This window comes from Pseudomonas sp. BN417 (assembly GCF_029871205.1).
Classification (GTDB): Bacteria; Pseudomonadota; Gammaproteobacteria; order Pseudomonadales; family Pseudomonadaceae; genus Metapseudomonas.
In genome coordinates this window covers 1-3,772 of the sequence record NZ_SSOJ01000032.1, presented here as the reverse complement: position 1 = coordinate 3,772, position 3,772 = coordinate 1, and the positions used below count along the sequence as shown (strand labels likewise).

The window sequence follows — 3,772 nt, the reverse complement described above, 5'->3', positions numbered from 1 at the left end:
AAGCCCCGCACTAGGCGGGGCTTCTTCGTTACCGAGTTACCGCGGGGGCCTTAGGCCTGGACCAGCGGAATCTTGGCGTTGGCAGCCGCTTCCTTGTACTCGGCGATATGGTCGAAGGACAGGTAGCGGTAGATATCGGCCGCCATGCTGTCGATGTTCTTCGCGTAGCCCATGTACTCCTCGACGCTCGGCAGTTTGCCCAGGATCGAGGCAACGGCCGCCAGCTCGGCGGAGGCCAGGTAGACGTTGGTGGCGTCGCCCAGGCGGTTGGGGAAGTTGCGGGTGGAGGTGGAGACCACGGTGGCACCGGTCTGCACGCGGGCCTGGTTGCCCATGCACAGCGAGCACCCCGGCATTTCCATGCGCGCACCGGCCTTGCCGTAGATGCCGTAGTAGCCTTCCTCGGTCAGCTGGTGGGCGTCCATCTTGGTCGGCGGGGCCAGCCACAGGCGGGTCGGGATACCGCCCTTGACCTTGTCCAGCAGCTTGCCGGCGGCGCGGAAGTGCCCGATGTTGGTCATGCAGGAGCCGATGAACACTTCGTCGATCTTGTCGCCGGCCACGCTGGACAGCAGACGGGCATCGTCCGGGTCGTTCGGCGCGCAGAGCACGGGCTCTTTCACGTCGGCCAGGTCGATCTCGATGACCGCGGCGTATTCGGCGTCGGCGTCGGCGTGCAGCAGGTTCGGCTGGGCCAGCCAGGCTTCCATGGCCTGGGCGCGGCGCTCCAGGGTGCGGGCGTCGCCGTAGCCTTCGCCGATCATCCAGCGCAGCAGGGTGATGTTGGAGCGCAGGTACTCGGCGATGGCCGCTTCCGGCAGCTTGATGGTGCAACCGGCAGCGGAACGCTCGGCGGAGGCGTCGGACAGCTCGAAGGCCTGCTCGACGGTCAGCTCGTTGAGGCCTTCGATCTCGAGGATGCGGCCGGAGAAGATGTTCTTCTTGCCCTTCTTCTCGACGGTCAAGAGGCCAGCCTGGATGGCGTAGTAGGGGATGGCATGCACCAGGTCACGCAGGGTGATCCCGGGCTGCATCTTGCCCTTGAAGCGCACCAGTACCGATTCCGGCATGTCCAGCGGCATCACGCCGGTGGCGGCGGCGAAGGCCACCAGGCCGGAGCCGGCCGGGAAGGAGATGCCGATCGGGAAGCGGGTGTGCGAGTCACCGCCGGTGCCGACGGTGTCCGGCAGCAGCATGCGGTTCAGCCAGCTGTGGATGATGCCGTCGCCCGGACGCAGGGACACGCCGCCGCGGGTCTTGATGAAGTCCGGCAGGGTGTGGTGGGTGTTGACGTCGATCGGCTTCGGATAGGCGGCGGTGTGGCAGAAGGACTGCATCACCAGGTCGGCGGAGAAGCCGAGGCAGGCGAGGTCTTTCAGCTCGTCGCGGGTCATCGGGCCGGTGGTGTCCTGGGACCCGACGGTGGTCATCTTCGGCTCGCAGTAGGTGCCCGGGCGCACGCCCTGGCCTTCCGGCAGACCGCAGGCGCGGCCGACCATCTTCTGCGCCAGGGTGAAGCCCTTGCCGCTGTCGGCCGGGGATTCCGGCATCTTGAACAGGTCGGAGGCGCCCAGGCCCAGTTCGGCACGGGCCTTCTCGGTCAGGCCGCGGCCGATGATCAGCGGGATACGGCCGCCGGCGCGGACTTCGTCAAGCAGGACCGGGGTCTTCAGCTCGAAGCTGGCCAGCAGTTCCTCACTGCCATGGCGGCAGACTTTCCCGGCGTAGGGATAGACGTCGATCACATCGCCCATGGCCAGGTTGGCGACATCGAATTCGATCGGCAGGGCACCGGCGTCTTCCATGGTGTTGTAGAAGATCGGCGCGATCTTGTTGCCGAAGCAGAAGCCACCGGCGCGCTTGTTCGGCACGAAGGGGATGTCGTCGCCGAAGAACCACAGCACCGAGTTGGTGGCGGACTTGCGCGAGGAACCGGTACCGACCACGTCACCGACGTAGGCGACCGGGAAGCCCTTGGCCTTGACCGCTTCGATCTGCTGCAGCGGGCCGACGGAGCCCGGCTGGATCGGCTCGATGCCGTCGCGGGCCATTTTCAGCATGGCCAGGGCGTGCAGCGGGATGTCGGGGCGGGACCAGGCGTCCGGGGCAGGGGACAGGTCGTCGGTGTTGGTTTCGCCGGGGACCTTGAACACGGTCAGGGTGATCTTCTCGGCGACGGCCGGCTTGGCCTGGAACCACTCGCCGTCGGCCCAGGACTGCAGCACGGCCTTGGCGGCGGCATTGCCCTTTTTGGCGCGCTCGGCAACGTCATGGAAGGCGTCGAACATCAGCAGGGTGTGCTTCAGTTGCTCGGCGGCGGTGGTGGCCAGCTCGGCGCTGTCCAGCAGCTCGACCAGGGTGGCGATGTTGTAGCCGCCTTGCATGGTGCCCAGCAGTTCGGTGGCGCGCGCCTTGCTGATCAGCGGGGAGCTGGCTTCGCCCTTGGCGACGGCGGAGAGGAAACCGGCTTTGACGTAGGCGGCTTCGTCGACGCCCGGCGGCACACGGTTGGTGATCAGGTCGAGGAGGAAGGCTTCTTCGCCGGCCGGCGGGTTCTTCAGCAGCTCGACCAGGCCTGCGGTTTGTTCGGCGTTCAGCGGCTGGGGCACGACACCCTGGGCGGCACGCTCTTCTACGTGTTTGCGATAGGCTTCAAGCACAGTTTTACCCTCATCAGTGGCCCTGGAATCGTCCAGGGCGCTCATCCAGGAATCCGTCGAACGCATGCGCCGCACAGCTTTTTGGGCTGTCTGGCCAAGGTTTCGGCGGCCTCCATCGAGAAGCTGTTTTCAAAGTTTTACGCCGGAAGGAAGACCTGATGAGGGTTGGCGGCGGACACCCCTGGCGGGATGCCCGGCGCCATTGTTTCCTGCCGGATGAACTGTGCTCGTGACGCTTTGAAAACAGCTTCCAACGGATATCGGCGCCTTAAATGGCGCGGTGATTCTAATGGAAAGGCTTGGCAAAGTTAAGACAAAAACCCCATTTCCCTGAGGGTGACCCCGATTAGACAAAGGGCTAAGATGCCCGTCTGTTTCACCTGCCGAATCCGTTTCCAGCATGTCCAACCAGCGCATCAAGACGCCTTGCGTCGGCCTCTGCTCCACTGTCTACGGCGACCTGGTGTGCCGCGGTTGCAAGCGCTTCCACCACGAGGTGGTGAACTGGAACCTCTATAACGAGGAAGAGAAGCGCGCCGTCTGGCGGCGCCTGGAAATCCTCCTGGTGCAGGTGATGGCCGCCAAACTGGAAGTCTTCGAGCCGGTGCGGCTGCGTGCCCAACTGGAGCAGCACCAGGTGCGCTTCGTGCCCGAACAGTCCCACTATTGCTGGGCCTATCAGCTGATCGCGCGGGCATCGCGCATGATCAATCGGCTGGATGCCTACGGTATCGCGCTGCTCCCCGAGTTTCGCGGCTGGGCGCTGCCCGACCTGCGCGAGGCCATTGATCGGGAATTCTTCCTCTTGTCCGAAGCTCACTACGAACGCTACATCGCGCCGCGCTTCCTGCTCGAAGGCATGGAAATCCGCGTTTGACGCCATGAAAAGGTTCTTCACGGATTACCGGGGAATGGGGCTCACGCCGGATTGGTAATCCGGTGTGAGGGGGCTTGGAGTCTTTTCGTTCGGCTCATTGCCGAGTGGGCTTCGAGTCTCGGTTTCGCCTCCCGGCGAGTCACTTTTCTCAGTCGCCAGAAAAGTAACCAAAAGCGCTTGCCCCAGCATCCGGCCCGGCTGCGCCGGGTTCCCTCGCTCCAGCGTCGCGCCGGGG

The 3,772-nt window shown here is 64.8% G+C and carries 2 protein-coding genes; one reads left to right on the top strand and one right to left on the bottom strand.

The features are described 5' to 3' along the window. Window positions 1-50 precede the first annotated feature (50 nt). Complete coding sequence (gene acnB / locus E8F11_RS02375; protein ID WP_280287207.1) at window positions 51-2,660, bottom strand: bifunctional aconitate hydratase 2/2-methylisocitrate dehydratase; 2,610 nt, start codon at window positions 2,658-2,660, stop codon at window positions 51-53. Between the two features lie 400 nt (window positions 2,661-3,060). Here acnB and E8F11_RS02370 point away from each other — a divergent pair, with 400 nt between their 5' ends. Next, a complete protein-coding gene (locus E8F11_RS02370) occupies window positions 3,061-3,537 on the top strand; it encodes a DUF1289 domain-containing protein (protein ID WP_280287206.1) in 477 nt (158 codons plus the stop codon). Window positions 3,538-3,772: the final 235 nt, after the last annotated feature.